Origin of the sequence: Gelidibacter salicanalis, assembly GCF_007997285.1 — a bacterium.
Classification (GTDB): Bacteria; Bacteroidota; Bacteroidia; order Flavobacteriales; family Flavobacteriaceae; genus Gelidibacter; species Gelidibacter salicanalis.
The window spans coordinates 595,721-611,456 of record NZ_VORX01000001.1 but is presented as its reverse complement, the minus strand read 5'-3'; the positions used below and the strand labels follow the sequence as shown (position 1 = coordinate 611,456).

Here is a 15,736-nt window from a genome sequence, read left to right as displayed (position 1 = left end):
GAATTAAGTATTTCAATTGACACTAAAGATTTGAGACGTCGTCAACGCTCGTAAATTGGAATGTTTTGCCATTAAAGAGCCCTTTATCGCTGAGTTTCAAGGCAGGAATTACCAAAAGGGCCATAAATGATAAGGTCATATACGGGGCATGCAAGGTGCTTCCTAAGGTCTTGGCCATGACATCTAGATTGGCATAGGCTTTCCCAACCGTTTCCCCATCCTTATCGCTCATAATTCCGGCAACAGGCAATGGTAAGAGTTGTTCTTCAGTATCAGACACCGCACAAATGCCGCCTTTATGTTCAATTAAAAGGTTAACTGCTTTGCAGATGGCGGCATCAGAAACGCCTACGGCAATGATGTTATGGGAATCGTGACCCACGGAACTCGCAATGGCGCCTTTTTTTAATCCGAAATTTTTGATAAAAGCAATGGCTGGCGGTTGATTTTTGTAGCGATTGACCACCGTCATCTTCAAAACATCAGTTTCAATATTCGATACAAGATTGTCATCTTCAATTAAACTTTCTGCAATAATCTGATTGGTGACTAACTGACCTTCTAAGGCTTCAATCACCCGGATTTGTGTTGAAGATGATGGGAATCTAAAATCGCTGATCTCTTTTTTAGACGTATTAAAATTATTCAGATTTTGAAATGTTACTGTGTTGATCAACGATGTGCCTTGATCAAAAACCAATTCGCCATCACTATAAGTTTGTAAGGTTTTAAATACTTTTAAATCCTCAACTACAATCATATCGGCAGCATCTCCGATATGTAGGGTGCCAACATCCAATCCGTAGTGTTTTACCGGATTGATACACGCTACTTGTAAGATTTTAAAAACATCCATGCCTTTTGCAACCGCTCGTGCGCAAAGTTTATTGATGTGATGCAGTAGCAAATCGTCAGGGTGTTTGTCATCACTACAAAACATCATATGCTCAAAATGCTCGGGGAGTAAATCGATGAGTGCTTCAAAATTCTTGGCTGCACTCCCTTCCCGAATCAAGATTTTCATCCCTTTTTGGAGCTTTTCCAACGCCTCATCATAGGTAAAGCATTCGTGGTCTGTAGTAATGCCTGCATTGATGTATTTCGAAATATCATCACCTACAATTCCTGGAGCGTGACCGTCTACCGGCTTCTTAAAGTGTTTTGCCCATTCTATTTTTTTCATCACTTCAGAATCATCAAACAAAACCCCGGGATAGTTCATCATCTCGGCCAAATATTTGATATCCGGATTTTCGAGAAGTTTTTTAATGCCATCAGAATCGATAATAGCACCCGCCGATTCAAAATTGGTAGCCGGCACACAAGAAGGAGCCCCGAAATTAAATTTGAAAGGCACTTTTTTACCATTGTCAATCATAAATTCGACACCGGCTACACCGAGCACATTAGCAATTTCATGTGGATCTGATACAGTGGCTACAGTACCATGGGTTACTGCCAAACGGGCAAATTCGCTAGGCACCAACATTGAACTTTCTATGTGAATATGCGCATCTACAAAACCAGGAAGAATATAATGTTCAACACTGTGGTCTTTCTCGATAATGTTGGCGATTTTGCCATTTTCAATGGTGATTTCCCCTTTAAATATGCGTCTGTTTTCAATGTCGACGATCTGTCCTTGTAATGTCATTTACTGTAGTTCTATTTTTAAAATATTAGTGGTGTTCTCGGTGACTTTAAATCGGTCATCTGCACGTTTCCCCACAACCCAAACCACATCGCCAGCAGATTCTAGAATCCACACCTGCTCTTTTTCAATCAAGGATAGTTTTTCATCCTTAAAATATTTGCTCAACTTCTTCTTTCCTTTCATCCCTATTGGATAAAACAAATCGCCTTCCTCCCATCTTCTTAATATTAGTGGAAATATCAATTTTTCAGCATCTACATAAATAATGTTTAAAGCTGTTTCAGAAATCGTATCAATCTTCTCAAAAAATAATGTTCCGAAAGGTCCTATAACTTCATTCTCGTTTGTTTCAATAACTATAGCTTGTGCTTGAGTTTCAGAATCAATCTCACTCAACAGCAAAAAATCGCGGTCCTTGAGCAGCCTATGGGTTGATGAAAACACCTGTTTTCCTGATTGTGCATCTAATAAATTGACCACATCCGTCCAGGCCGTAAAATTAAAATCCTTTAAAAGTTGGTAGAGGTACGCTTTCGGATTGGATAATTTATTTAGTTTATGAACGTCCAATTTAATTTGACCGTCCTCAGCAACGGTCATTTTCTTCTGAATTCTTACCACACTATCGTCAATCAAGTCTTGACTGTCCTGCAAATTAGAGATGGTTGTTTGAAAGTTTTGGAGCAATTGCGGATTCATTTGTTTCAATATCGGGATGATATCATGACGCAATTTATTCCTTAAGTATTTCGTTGAGGCATTACTACTGTCTTCACGCCACGCGATGTTTTGGCCAATGGCATACACCTCTAGTACCTCTCGAGAAAACGGCAATAATGGCCTGATGAGCTTCCCCGATATTTCGGGGATTCCGGTTAAACCCTCCAAACCTGTGCCGCGGGTAAAGTTGATTAAAAACGTTTCCAAATTATCATCTGCATGATGCGCCGTAAGGATATAATCAAAATTAAGTTGCGCTGCCAATTCTTGAAACCAAGCATAACGCAATTCGCGAGCAGCCATTTGAATGGACAACCCCTGTTCCTTGGCGTAGGTTTCTGTTTCAAAACATTCGATAAACACTTCCATATTAAAATCTTCAGCCATCTGCAAGACAAACGCTTCGTCAGTATCACTCTCATCACCTCTCAAATTAAAATTGCAATGTGCCAAGGACACTTTTAAATTCAAATTTTTGCACAAATGCGTCAAGACCACACTATCCAATCCACCAGAAATAGCTATCAAGAGTTTACCGTCATGAAGCATATTCAAATTGGTCTCAAGATGTTTTTGAAAAGTTTCTAGCATCGGTTTTAAATATTAGGAGTTATAAATTTGGAATGGAGAACATCAGAATGCTTTCTCAGCACTGGTGCTCTCTAAATATAATTAATTTTCAAGCACTTCCTTCATTGCTCTCGCTTTAATCAGGCATTCTTCGTATTCTTTTAAAGGGTCACTTTTTGAAGTAATCGCGCTGCCTACAGAATAGGATACGTATTTTTTATCCACATTATAAAGAATACTTCTAATAATCACGTTAAAATCAAAATCGCCAGAAGGTGTAAAATAACCGATGCTACCAGAATATAAGCCGCGCTTAGTCTCTTCTAGGTCTTCAATAATTTCCATAGCCGAAATTTTTGGCGCTCCCGTCATACTTCCCATAGGAAACGTGGTTTTTAGAATCTGCACCGGCGGAATGTTCGCATCAACTTTAGAGGTAATGGTCGATATTAATTGATGCACTTGTTCAAACGTATAGAGGCCACATAACTCTTCAACGCTAACACTCCCTTTTTTAGCAGTACGGGATAAATCATTGCGCACCAAATCAACAATCATAATGTTTTCACTGCGCTCTTTCGGATTCTTCTGAAGTTCAGTTTTCAGAACATCATCCACAAGTTGATCTTTATGTCGGGTAGCGGTCCCTTTAATAGGCTGGGAAATGATCTTTTGATCTATTTTCTTTAGATACCGTTCCGGAGATGCTGATAAGACATAGTGCTGATGGTTCTTGAAAAATGCAGCAAATGGCGCTTTTGAAATAGAATTCAGTTTGGTATAGGTTTCTAGCGGATCAAGTTGCGCCTGTTTAGCATAAAATTCATGACAAAAATTAGCTTCATAGATATCGCCTCTATGGATGTGCGCCAACATGGTATTCACTTTATCAACATACTGCTCCTGCGTCAATCTCATTTGTATGCTGACCTTTTTTGATGGTTCCTCTTTCTCACAGAATTCTAGCGCAGCAATATCTTTTAAATCGGATTCAAATTCATCATCCACCATATTTAAATACTGCATCTCAACCACATCATCTTTTATAAGAAACAATTTTTTTGGTTGAAAAAAGAAGAGTTCAGGAAACTCTAAACCATCAGCATGTTCCGATGTCAGCTGTTCCAAATCATTTTTTAAATCGTAAGTCAAGTAACCAAAAATCCAATCCTTAGTGATGGTTTGGTATTCCTGCAATTGATCGAAAGCCTGATGACTATCCGTAGACATACAGGTAAACGCATCTACTGCCAGCACAACATCATAAGTGCTATACTGTTGCTGATGACTATTGGAATCCAACCAAACCACTTCCTCAAATTGCTGACTCCATTGCAAGAGTTGCGCTTTAAAGTTCGAGTTGGTACTTGTAAAAGTATGTCGTGTTCTCAAGGCTTAATTTTCCGAAGTAAAGTTAATCACATTCTGCAAACTTATTAAGAACTTTGTACTTTAGTTGAAAATATCAAGAACATGTTGAGCTTAAAAAATAGCCTGTTACAACTCACCATCAGCCCAATTGGCGCCGAGTTGCAAAAAATTTCTGCGGTACAGAATTCTCTAGAATTTATGTGGGACGGAAATCCTGAGATTTGGGCGAGTCATGCCCCTAATTTATTTCCTATAGTGGGCGCCTTAAAAGACAATACCTATATTTATAAAACCCAATACTATACGTTACCTAAACATGGATTTGTAAGGCACAATCCTGACTTTGAGGTAGCACATCAAAGTGAGCAAAAGCTGAGCTTGAAATTGATTGCTTCTGAAGCATCCCTAAAGAATTATCCCTTCAAATTTGAATATGGTGTTAGTTATGAATTAGTGGACAATACCATAAAAATCACCTATACCGTCAAAAATACGGATGACAAAACGATGTACTTTTCAGTTGGTGGGCATCCGGCATTCAAATGTCCGCTGTATCCGGATGAAGCTTACAATGACTATAGGTTAGATTTTGATCAAGCAGAAAATTCGGCCACACATCTCATTAATATGGACAATGGCCTCTTAAATTTAGAAACCGAGCCTGCTTTTAATACACCACACAGCATCCAACTTCATGAGCATATATTCGACAAAGATGCGCTGGTGTTTAAGGACCTGAAATCGGACAACATCAGTTTAACCAGCAAAACTCATGGTAAGATTCTTACGGTGCATTTTCCTGATTTTCCTTTCTTGGGGATTTGGGCCAAACCAAAAGCCAATTATGTTTGTATAGAGCCTTGGCAAGGCGTTGCAGATTCCGAAAACAGCAACCAACTGTTAACAGAGAAAGAAGGCATTGTAGCGCTTGCTAACCATAAGACTTACAGCGCTTCCTACACCATTGAAATACATAAAGCGCATTTAGTATAAGTTATTAATTAGCTTTAACTTTGCCGCTTGCTAATAAAAGTCTTAATGTGACCATTTCACGGTTACTTTGATGGCACAATTTGAACACTTTATAAAACCGAACACCTTGAGCTTTAAAAACCTGAACTTAAACACTCCATTATATAACGCCCTAGACGATTTAGGGTTTACAACTCCTACACCAATTCAGGAAGAAGCCTTTAATGTGGTGGCTTCAGGTAAAGACATGGTAGGTATTGCACAAACGGGTACTGGTAAAACATATGCTTATATGTTGCCAATTTTAAAGAATCTGCCGTATTCTACACAAGACAATCCGAGAGTGCTGATTATGGTCCCAACACGCGAGTTGGTCGTTCAAGTAGTGGATGAAATTGAAAAACTTACCAAATACATTAATGTCCGAGTCTTAGGAGTTTATGGCGGGGTAAATATTAATACCCAAAAACATGCCGTAGCGCAAGGTTTGGACATTGTGGTGGCCACTCCTGGTCGTTTGTTCGATTTAGCCGTGAGCCATGTTCTACAATTAAAATCCATTCAAAAAATGGTTATTGATGAAGTAGATGTGATGCTCGATTTAGGGTTTAGACATCAACTGCTCAACATTTTTGATATTCTACCGGAACGCAGACAAAATATTATGTTTTCGGCCACCATGACTGATGATGTAGATGAATTGATAACCAATTTCTTTATTGAACCTCAAAAAGTGACCATTGCCGTTTCAGGAACGCCGTTAGAAAATATCAGTCAAGTACGTTATAATGTGCCTAACTTTTACTCTAAGGTGAATGTATTGAAGCATCTTTTAGCCGATAAAGAAACCTATAACAAGGTGCTGATTTTTGTGGCTTATAAAAAAATGGCCGATTTGCTGTTTGATAAAATTGAAGAACATTTTCACGATGAAAGTTGCGTCATCCACTCCAATAAAACCCAAAATTACCGACTCAGGAGTATTGAACAATTTAGGGAAGGGACAAACAGGATCTTAATTGCTACAGACGTTATGGCACGCGGATTGGATATCGATCATATCAGTCACGTTATTAATTTTGATACGCCTAATTTCCCAGAAAATTACATGCACCGTATTGGACGTACTGGTCGTGCAGAACGCGAAGGACAATCCTTTTTGTTTTCTACGGAAGCTGAGCAGGAATTGGTAACGGATATTGAAGATTTGATGCAGATGGAAATTCCGTTGCTAGAATTGCCAGAAGGTATTGAAATGTCTACGGAGCTTCTTGAAGAAGAACGCCCACAATTTAAAGAACGTAATAATCCTTTAAAACGACGCGACGAAGATGCTCCGGGACCTGCTTTTCATGAGAAAAAAGAAAAAAATCAAAAGGAAAACTTAGGAGGTTCATACAGACGGGAAATCGTTAAAAAGTACAAAAAGCCGAAAACGAGAGGCGATAAAAACTATAACAGACGCAATAAAAAATAATAGGATAAGAGAATTATGAGACCAATTCCAGTACTTATATTAACCTTGGCACTCCTTTTTAGCCTACAGAGTTTTTCTACTAAAAAATGGGGCGCTACAGGTCACCGCGTTGTGGGTGCTATTGCAGACGATTATACCTCCAATAGAACCAAACGTCAGCTTAAAAAGTTACTCAATCATCAATCTTTAGCTTTTGTATCAACCTTTAGCGATGAAATAAAATCAGATCCCCGTTACAGGGAATTTGGAGTGTGGCATTACGTAAACATGTCTTTTGAGGATACTTATGAAACTTCGAAAAAAAATCCTCAAGGCGATTTAGTAACCGGAATAGCAGAGTGTAAACGCATTATTACAGATGATAATTCATCCGATGACGATAAGGCGTTTTACTTAAAAATGCTGATTCACCTGGTTGGCGATTTGCATCAACCGATGCATGTTGGTCGTTTAGAAGACAAAGGTGGCAATGATATTAAAGTGAAATGGTTCTACAAAGACACTAATCTGCATAGAGTGTGGGACAGTCAGATGATTGAATCTTATGGGATGAGTTTTAGTGAACTGTCAGAAAATGCAGATCATTTATCGAGAGCCCAAGTGAAATATTTACAAAAAGGCTCCATTGTTGATTGGGTGAATGAGACTCAAGTTCTTACAAAAGATATTTATAACGCCACTGAAGAAGGAAAAAACTTAAGTTATGAGTACTCTTATAAATATTTAAATACGGCCCGAACCCAAATGCAAATTGCGGGCATCCGATTGGCTAAAGTGTTGAATGATTTGTTTTAATTAACATTTTTGTGATGTGGAAGGTAATGAGACATCGCATCATCTTTTTGTCATAGGGCTTCCACGATTATGGGATTACTCCTAACCTCGAAATGATACTGCTCATTTTTGTCATGTTGAATGTAATGAGACATCACATAACGCTTCTCCCAAAAAGTACTCTCAATTATAGGATTACTCCTAATGTCGGAATGACAAATTGGAATGGAATGACAGGGCGTTTAAATCCCACAACTTTTTGACTTGATCCCCTCTCGCCCTACAAGATAATTTCAACATTAGGCACAAAAAAAGCCCTCAAATTGCTTTGAAGGCTTATATTCTGGGTGGAAGACCGGGCTCGAACCGGCGACCCTCGGTACCACAAACCGATGCTCTAACCAACTGAGCTACAACCACCATGTAGCCGCATCTTGCGATGCGTTCCTACCTATGCCGGTAGGACGGTGCAAATGTATATTATTTACTAATGTTTACAAAGACTTTTTGAAAAAAAATTACACTAAATCGAATAAACTTTTGACGGCTGGGTAACGTTCTACCGTAAAGCCCTCAGCGTGTTCAGTTCCTATCAATCGGCCTAAATCACGAGCCCTATAATCAATACTATCTGTAAAGTTTTTACTACTAATTGGCGTTTGAGGCGCTTCACTCTCAGGGTCAAAGAATTGCGTTTTGTAGGCATGCACCGCGGCAATCTTTTTATCTATAAATCCGGTGACATCTACCACCACATCTGGTTCAATGTTTTTCCATTGTATGTAATGGTATACAAATTTTGGACGCCACTGCGCTTGAGGCTGGCCATCCAATCCTGTTTCAATTTTCATCAGGCCGCTTAAAAAACACGCATTACTTACCAACTGACTGCCTTTACCATGGTCTATATGCCGATCATCAATGGCATTACATAATACCATTTCCGGTTGGTACTTCCTGATCATTTTAATTAATTGCAATTGGTGTTCTTGATCATTATTAAAAAAACCGTCGGCAAAGCCCATATTTTCTCTTACCGCCACCCCTAAAATTCGAGCGCCCTCTTCAGCTTCGGATTTTCTGGTTTCAGCCGTACCACGAGTGCCTAATTCGCCACGCGTCAAATCAATGATGCCAACTTTTTTACCATGATGTACTTCCTTCGCTATCGTCGCCCCACAACCCAGTTCTATATCATCAGGGTGTGCACCGAATGCTAATATGTCTAATTTCATTTCTTTAATTTTTATTCCAATCGTTTTGCTCTTCTGTGCTTAAGAAACTCCAAGCCACTATCCTACTTACCTTGTTCCCTTGAATCATATCCACTACCTGAAATTCTGTAGCGCCTAATTTTTTTAAAGAGGCCCGCATCGATTCGACATGGTTAACGTTAGATACCAAACTTGTAAACCAAAAGCACTGTTGTTTGTACTGTGAACTTTCGTATAAATAGGTATGCAAAAAAGCTTTCTCGCCACCGGCATAACATAACTCTGTTGGCGTACCACTGAAGTTTCTCACCACTTTGTCTCCCTCCTTGCCTAATCCTTTCAGTTTGATTTTAGTGGCTTCAAAAGCGTCGGCTTGGCTCTTATAAAATGGCGGATTACACACCGATGCCGTAAACCGGTCGGAAGGTTTGATAATCCCCTTCAAAATATGTTGGACATCAGGTTGTAATCGCAATGTAATAGCCGCAGCCAAATTATTTTTATCGATAATGCGTTGCGCAATCGGAAAAGATTTTTTATCAATATCCGTCCCTACAAAATTCCAATTGTAAATAGCATGGCCCAATAATGGATAGATGGCCGTGGCACCGGTACCGACATCCAAAATTGTAATGTCAGTATCAAGATCACTTCGTCTTAAAAGATCTGCCAAATGGTGCATATAATCTGCCCGACTCGGAATGGGTGGACACAAATTCTCGTCAGGAAATTCCCAAAACTTGACATTATAATGTGTGGCTAGCAATGCGGTATTCAAGGCTTTTACGGCCTCAGGATTAGAAAAATCGATAGTTTGGGTTTGATAGTCGTTTGTAAAGACATGAGCTTGAAGCGCTTGGTGGTTTTTAACGAGTTCATCAAAATTATATTTGGTGTTATGAAGCGAGTTTTTATGCAACTTTTTTAATTTTAAAGGTTTATGATGGTGATGAAATCTTTAATGTACCTATTAGGCGTTCTTCACCTTATTGATGGCTTGTTCAAGATCAGCAATCAAATCTTTATTCGATTCTATACCTACTGAAAAGCGAATCAGATTGTCGCTAACCCCAATGGCATCACGTTCGTCTTGGCTCAATAAGGAATGTGAGGTTTTATGCGGCGATAAGACCGTGCTTTCTACACCCGCCAAACTCATGGATGATTTAATCAATTGCAATTCTTTTTGAAAAGCCATGGCATCTAAACCGTCGGCTAATTCAAATGACATCATACCTCCAAAGCCTTTCATTTGAGATTTTGCCAAGTCGTATTGCGGATGAGATTTCAACCCTGGATAATATACCTGTTTCACAGCATCGTGATTGGATAAATATTTTGCCAACTTTTTGGCGTTTCGGTTTTGGGCCTTTACGCGCAAGGCTAAGGTTTTCATGCTGCGTTCTAACAACCAAACGGTCAAATCACTCAAACTACCGCCTAAGTTTTTAGCGACATTCCAAATAATTTTCATGTGGGCATCACTACAAGCGACGGCTCCCGCTAAAATATCTGAATGTCCACCTAAATATTTGGTGGCCGAGTGCATGACAATGTCAATTCCAAAATCGATCGGATTTTGATTTACCGGACTGGCAAAAGTATTATCGATAGTGGTGATTAGGTTTTTAGATTTTGCCAAATCGACCACCGCTTTAATATCCGTAATGGTCAGCAGTGGATTGGACGGCGTTTCAATATGGATGAGCTTGGTGTTGGGACGAATCGCAGCTTCAAAATCGGCCACCTCATAGCCATCCGTAAATGTGAACTCGATACCGTATTTAGGAAATTCTTCCCTAATAAAATTACTGGTGCCACCATAAAGGGTGTTTTGCACCACAATATGATCGCCATGTTTTAGAAACGCTAGGAACACAGTGCTGATAGCGGCCATACCACTTCCAAAAAGCATTCCAGCTTCGGCGTGTTCTAAGGCAGCAATCTTTTTTGAAGTAAATTCTTGATTGGGCGTATTAAAATAGCGCGGGTAGCGCTTGACGTCTACATTTTCAAATTCGTAAGAGGTTGACATATAGATGGGAGACACGGCGCCTTTAAACTGTTCATCCTTAATTTCGCCGATATGGGTACAAATAGTATTTAATCCGTAAATTGTTTGAGACATAAGATTTGACATTTAGTATGGTTTAAAATTACAAATAAAAGGCAACACATGCATGCAATGGCAGCTCGCTTTTTAAAGAAATAACAATTTGTTTACCTTGATAATTAGCGCTATCCCTTCCTTAAAACGTTGATTCCTTACTTATCATCCAAAACTATCTATCAATTTTAGGCATTGCAGTCCTTTTCCCATATATTCGTAATGCTATTAATTAATTACTTTCCAAATGCTTAAAGCCGTACTATTCGATATGGATGGGGTTATCGTGAACACTGAACCTCTCCATCGCAAAGCCTATCACCTCATGTTTGAAGATGTGAACATCAACGTTTCTGAAGCTCTATATACGTCCTTTACAGGGCAGTCCACAAGAGCTATTTGTGAAACTTTGGTTGAGCATTTCAATTTACCAATCAGTCCGCAAACCTTGATTGGTCTTAAACGAGATCATTTTAAATACCTCTTTGAAAATGATGAGGCTTTGGCACTTTTACCTGGAGTTTTTGATTTAATTAAGGACTATTATAATCGTGGACTGACCTTGGTATTAGCCTCTAGCGCATCTATGGAAAATATTAACAATATTTTTAACCGCTTCGAACTCAACCCTTATTTTGTAGCTAAATTGAGTGGTGCCGACTTAAAAGCCTCCAAACCACATCCTGAAATCTTTGAAAATGCAGCCTTCATTTCAGGCTATAATCGCCACGAGTGTATGGTGATTGAAGATTCCACCAACGGCATTAAAGCCGCTAAGGATGCAGGTATTTTCTGCGTTGGTTACGATAGTCTTCATTCTGAAGATCAAGATTACTCGCTTGCTGATTTGGTGGTGAGTGATTTTAAAGACCTTGCCTACCCTAAAATTTTAAAACAATTTAACGCTTTAGTGGCGCAAAAATAAATGAGCTTGATGATACAGGCATGACAAAAGGTTACTCCTGCTCTTAATCAAAACATCAGTCAAATACTTTTAGTCTAAATAGTTTTGAATTAATTTTCCTGACTGCTTCTGTTTTTCAGTAAGCGGTTTTGTTCTTCCATCAGCTCAGTAAGGTGAGACAACAACTCTATATCTTTAGGAGTTTTAACGGTTTTATCTTTAGGATCTTGCGCTTTATTTTTAAGGCTATTTAAAAATCGGACCAAAATAAAAACAGTAAATCCGATGATTATGAAGTCTAAGAAAGTTTCAAAAAGTTCACCATACCCTATAGCTACTTCATCAGCAATTAACTGGCCCTGTGCATCGGTTACTTTATCTCTTAAAATAAAACGTCGATCCTGAAACTTTAACCCATCTGTCATTAAAGACAAGGGCGGCATCAGCACCTTTTTTACTAAGACATCTATTACTTTATTAAATGACGCGCCAATGATGATTCCGATGGCCATGTCCATCATATTTCCCTTTACGGCAAACTCTTTAAATTCTTTAAAAAATTTCATCTGTTTCTAATACTATTTATAAACAATGTGAGTGTTTAAATGGTTGAACGTGAACAGCCACAAACAACAGTATGTTTATGGCTGATTCCTGAACTCTTTATATTTTAGTCTTTATTTTTTATAATAAATAGCGTATTTTCTATAAGCTAATATGGCCAATACCGCTACGATACCTAAAGTAATTGCGATAAATTTTAAACTTACAATCTGGTCGCCACTGGCATAAGCATGCAGGCCGGACAAATAGAAATTCACTCCAAAATAGGTCATCATAATACTCGCAAAAGCAATGATGGACGCTAAATTAAATCCGAAACGGCCTCGAAGTCCAGGGACCAATCGCATATGGATGACAAAAGCATAGACCATAATACTAATTAAGGCCCAGGTTTCCTTTGGATCCCAACCCCAGTAACGTCCCCAACTTTCATTGGCCCACATTCCTCCTAAAAAGTTTCCGATGGTCAGTAACACCAATCCGGTGGTTAAAGCCATTTCATTGATAATGGTCAGCTCTTTAATGCTGAGCAACATCTTGTCTTTATTCTTTTTATTGGTCACGATCATCAGGATTAAACTTACCGTTCCTAAAATCATTCCCAATGCGAACGGTCCATAACTCATCACAATTACTGCGACGTGAATCATTAACCAATAACTATCCAATACAGGTTGTAACGTGGAAATTGCAGGGTCCATCCAATTCCAATGCGCCACCATTAATATAATTGCAGTCACAAAGGCCGTGGCAGCAATGGTAAGGTCACTTTTTCTTCCAAAAGCCAATCCAAAAAACATTGTTGCCCAAGCCACATAAATCATAGATTCATAGGCATCACTCCAAGGTGCATGACCTGATAAGTACCAACGTACACCAAGGCCGGCGGTATGCAATATAAACAAGCCTAAGATGATAAAAGCGAACACCTTAACACCTATATTAATTATTTTATTATCACCTTTAAATATTTGAATAATCAATATAATAAACATTAAAGTACCTGCATACATGTACCAACTGAACAGATTTTTAAAGATGTCATATTTATTATAGGCAATTTCAGTTTTCACCTTTTCATCAGAAAGCATGACTTCACTGCCGTATTTTTCTTGCGTCTTTTTAATGCCCATCAACACATCTTCAGCTTTAGAAAAATCGCCATCATATTTCGCTTTGTTCAGTGTTAATAGATAAGCACTGAATCCATTATTCATAAAGTTACCTAAGAGCGAATCTTCAACCTTCTCTCTATAATTTCCATCCCTAAATTCTTTAGATGAAATCCATTTGTTGTTGTCATCGTTAGGCACTGGGAAAATCTTCATCGCCCGGCCTTCTAAAGCATTATGCATGAGATTGACCCGCTGATCAGCTTCTTTGAATTCCTTTTGCGACCCATTAGGCACCTGTGCTCTATAGGCATCATTCAGGTATGGTTCTAATTTGTAAGTCCCATCTGGGGTGAAAAAGTCAATAAAGGCAACGTGCTTTATATCTGTCGAGACACCAATAATACTTCTAATGGTATCCGCCTTGATGGGTGCTAAATATATAATCGGAACATTATACCACAATAATGGACTTTCCTGAATGGAGAGCATGATTTGGTTGGCATCAAATTCTTCATAAGTGTCGTGCTTACTTAGTTTTCTCAACAGCTCTGAAGCATAGGTATCCATTGGCATCATACGCCCACTATAATCCTGAACTACCAAATGTGCAAATTTATCAGCATGCGCTTTTGGCGTTATATTTGCCCTAAGAACAGAATCTATTTGCGCCTTACTTGGTCTGCCATGATCATGTCCATCATCAGGAGAATGTGTTTGTGAAAATCCGACAGTGGTAAACCCTAAAACAAGAATGGTGATGAGTTTTCGTTTTTGCTTCTTCACTTTTTCGAGCATCTTATTTAAATCAGCAAAACGGGTGTTTTTATCAAACCAGATTGCCATCAACCCTATATACAGCAGAAAATAGCCAATATAAGTGATCCAAGTACCCCAGAAATCGTGGTTTACAGAGAGAATTGTTCCTTTCTCGTCGGGATCAAAACTTGCCTGGAAAAAACGATAGCCTCTATGGTCTAAAATATTGTTCATGTAGATATGGTAATCAAAATCACCCTGCTCCTTGTCCAAGACAGTGACTTTACTTTCATATGAGGAATAACTTTTCTCGGTACCAGGGAATTTCTGTGCAATAAAATCGTTCAACTTAACTTCAAACGGCAGTTCTATTAATTTAGAACCATACTTTAAAGCCACAGTAATATTTCCGAATTCAACTTGTTCAAAAGGGTTGTTTTTAAACGGGCCACCTAAAACATTTACGCGCTTTGTTTCGCCATTTACGGTCACTTTCATTACAACACCATCTTCATCACCTTTCAACATTTCAGATTTCTTAACCACATCAAAAACACCTTTAACAACAGGCTTAGGAAACACCATTGACATGTTGCCAATTTGATAACGCGATCTCAAAATGAGGGGTTGCACACTGTCTTTCACCACAATGCCGGTAGCGCGTGTCGCCATGGTCATGTATTCCCCTTCGTAAGGCGATTCTATAGTCAATCCGTCAGGAGTGCTCATAATATTAATCGCACCCGGAGTTGGCTTATCTAATGCCACTAAAACATTGTGTAAATTCTGAACTTCACCAGCCTTTAAAAAGTGATTGTGGGGTTGACCTTCTCCGGCTTCTACAATCTTCAGATATGATTCGCCAGATTCGTCAGGAATCACGTCAGTCTCTGCACCTTTAATATATTTTTCAAGTTCTATAGAAACTGGAATATTATTATAGTCGGTCTCTGCTTTAAATTTATTGTTCAATCGGTATGAAAAATCGACTTCACGCTCAATAATCTTGCGTTGGGCCATCCCGTCTACCATAAAATCGCCGTCGATATATGCCGTGACGTAGGTTTTTTGTGATAGGAATTGTTTTTCTGTTTCCCCTTCTCTAATAGCAATCATCCCTTCATAACCAATGTATCGGGTCACAAAAGCACCAAAAATGATCAGAACGAAAGATAAATGCAGGGTTAATGTGGCCCATTTTTTCCAACGCAGCAGTCGGTAGCGGAACATATTACCAATAAAGTTGATCATAAAAACTCCCATAATGGCTTCAAACCACCATGCATTGTAAATCAAATGTCGGGTGTATGGCGTTGGAGAGGTCTCTTGGTTGGCATCTAAAAAGGTTCCGATGGCCATGGCTAAGGCAAACACAACAAATAAAATGGCTGTTAATCGGGTGGAAAATAGAATATTAGCTAGTCTTTTTTGCATGGTAGAAGGACGGTTTTTTGGGCTTTCCTTTAAGCAGTGCAAATTTAGCCATTTAAGTTGATTGGGTAAGAATATAAAGATGTTAAAGTTGAACTATTTTAGAG

General features: G+C 38.8%; 12 protein-coding genes and 1 tRNA gene. 4 read left to right on the top strand and 9 right to left on the bottom strand.

The genetic code is table 11. From position 1 onward, the window contains the following. Nucleotides 1-22: 22 nt before the first annotated feature. The 3 genes from ade to ES711_RS02645 all read right to left on the bottom strand — a co-directional run bounded on the left by ade (nt 23) and on the right by ES711_RS02645 (nt 4,336). Nucleotides 23-1,654 (bottom strand): adenine deaminase, encoded by a 1,632-nt coding sequence (ade, locus tag ES711_RS02655; RefSeq protein WP_146889532.1) that lies wholly within the window; start codon nt 1,652-1,654, stop codon nt 23-25. Further along, nucleotides 1,655-2,965: a tRNA lysidine(34) synthetase TilS gene (tilS, locus tag ES711_RS02650; RefSeq protein ID WP_146889529.1), complete on the bottom strand. Its 1,311-nt coding sequence runs from the start codon at nt 2,963-2,965 to the stop codon at nt 1,655-1,657. 81 nt (nt 2,966-3,046) lie between these two features. Then, complete coding sequence (locus tag ES711_RS02645) at nt 3,047-4,336, bottom strand: anthranilate synthase component I family protein (RefSeq protein ID WP_146889526.1); 1,290 nt, start codon at nt 4,334-4,336, stop codon at nt 3,047-3,049. Nucleotides 4,337-4,417: 81 nt separating this feature from the next. On the opposite strand from ES711_RS02645, the gene ES711_RS02640 reads away from it, so the two are divergent. The 3 genes from ES711_RS02640 (at nt 4,418) to ES711_RS02630 (ending at nt 7,559) form a co-directional block, all read left to right on the top strand. After that, a complete protein-coding gene (locus ES711_RS02640; RefSeq protein WP_146889523.1) occupies nt 4,418-5,308 on the top strand; it encodes an aldose 1-epimerase family protein in 891 nt (296 codons plus the stop codon). Nucleotides 5,309-5,414: 106 nt separating this feature from the next. Then, a complete protein-coding gene (locus tag ES711_RS02635; RefSeq protein WP_146889923.1) occupies nt 5,415-6,764 on the top strand; it encodes a DEAD/DEAH box helicase in 1,350 nt (449 codons plus the stop codon). A 15-nt stretch (nt 6,765-6,779) separates the two neighbouring features. Further along, nucleotides 6,780-7,559 carry a S1/P1 nuclease gene (locus ES711_RS02630; protein ID WP_146889520.1) on the top strand — a complete coding sequence of 260 codons (780 nt, stop codon included), beginning with the start codon at nt 6,780-6,782 and terminating at the stop codon, nt 7,557-7,559. A 324-nt stretch (nt 7,560-7,883) separates the two neighbouring features. On the opposite strand, the gene ES711_RS02625 is transcribed toward ES711_RS02630, so the two are convergent. From ES711_RS02625 to ES711_RS02610, 4 genes are all read right to left on the bottom strand, one after another. Beyond that, nucleotides 7,884-7,959 (bottom strand) — tRNA-His (locus ES711_RS02625). Between the two features lie 97 nt (nt 7,960-8,056). Next, nucleotides 8,057-8,773: a bacillithiol biosynthesis deacetylase BshB1 gene (bshB1, locus tag ES711_RS02620; RefSeq protein WP_146889517.1), complete on the bottom strand. Its 717-nt coding sequence runs from the start codon at nt 8,771-8,773 to the stop codon at nt 8,057-8,059. A 4-nt stretch (nt 8,774-8,777) separates the two neighbouring features. Next, on the bottom strand, nt 8,778-9,671 hold the full coding sequence (gene rlmF / locus ES711_RS02615; RefSeq protein ID WP_146889515.1) for a 23S rRNA (adenine(1618)-N(6))-methyltransferase RlmF: 894 nt from the start codon (nt 9,669-9,671) through the stop codon (nt 8,778-8,780). Between the two features lie 51 nt (nt 9,672-9,722). Next, entirely contained in the window at nt 9,723-10,880 is a 1,158-nt protein-coding gene (locus tag ES711_RS02610; RefSeq protein WP_146889920.1) for a trans-sulfuration enzyme family protein, read from the bottom strand. A 226-nt stretch (nt 10,881-11,106) separates the two neighbouring features. Here ES711_RS02610 and ES711_RS02605 point away from each other — a divergent pair, with 226 nt between their 5' ends. After that, nucleotides 11,107-11,784 carry an HAD family hydrolase gene (locus tag ES711_RS02605; RefSeq protein WP_146889512.1) on the top strand — a complete coding sequence of 226 codons (678 nt, stop codon included), beginning with the start codon at nt 11,107-11,109 and terminating at the stop codon, nt 11,782-11,784. Between the two features lie 89 nt (nt 11,785-11,873). Here ES711_RS02605 and mscL read toward each other — a convergent pair whose 3' ends face one another. Both mscL and ccsA read right to left on the bottom strand, forming a co-directional pair. Continuing rightward, nucleotides 11,874-12,329 (bottom strand): large conductance mechanosensitive channel protein MscL, encoded by a 456-nt coding sequence (gene mscL / locus ES711_RS02600; protein WP_146889510.1) that lies wholly within the window; start codon nt 12,327-12,329, stop codon nt 11,874-11,876. Nucleotides 12,330-12,440: 111 nt separating this feature from the next. Continuing rightward, entirely contained in the window at nt 12,441-15,632 is a 3,192-nt protein-coding gene (gene ccsA / locus ES711_RS02595) for a cytochrome c biogenesis protein CcsA (RefSeq protein WP_146889507.1), read from the bottom strand. Between the last annotated feature and the right edge of the window lie 104 nt (nt 15,633-15,736).